1 protein-coding gene is annotated in these 508 nt (G+C 49.8%); it reads right to left on the bottom strand.

Annotated elements, in window-relative coordinates:
- On the bottom strand, positions 1-508 hold a 508-nt coding region (locus DVK06_RS17280; protein WP_199718779.1), incomplete at both ends, for an ankyrin repeat domain-containing protein.

Raw genomic sequence — 508 nt, 5'->3', positions numbered from 1 at the left:
AGCACCGTCCTGCCATTTTCATCTTGTGCATTTACATCGGCACCCGCCAGAATCAATTTCTCCATCATCTCGAAGTTTTTAGCTTCGTGTATTGGTGCGACTTTGTGGGGGCTTCGAAAATTTACGTCTGCACCAGCTTTGATTAACGCATCAATTGCGCTGCAACTACAGTCATAAGACAACCCGTACAAAAGAGGAGTTAAACCATCCGAGTCGACTGGATCGACCTCCGCTCCCCCGGCAAGGAGCAATTCGACGACATCCGAACATTCGGCTACCCTAATGGCATTGTGTAGTGGTGTGCTGTTTTCGGTGCAACGGACATTAGGATTTGCTCCGGCAGCAAGAAGCAGTCTTACGCACTCAAATCGGTTAAGGAGAGCTGCATCATGGAGCGCACTTCGTTTGTAATCATCGCCACCACACGATAGATCAACTTGAGCCCCGGCATTGATCAGTGCTCGGACAATTTCTTCATGGCCAGCGTTTGATGCGATCACCAGAGGCG

The sequence above is a fragment of the Halorubrum sp. Atlit-28R genome (assembly GCF_003665955.1).
Taxonomy (GTDB): Archaea; Halobacteriota; Halobacteria; order Halobacteriales; family Haloferacaceae; genus Halorubrum; species Halorubrum tropicale.
Note: the sequence above shows the minus strand (reverse complement) of the source record. Positions and strands in the feature narration are given on the sequence as shown.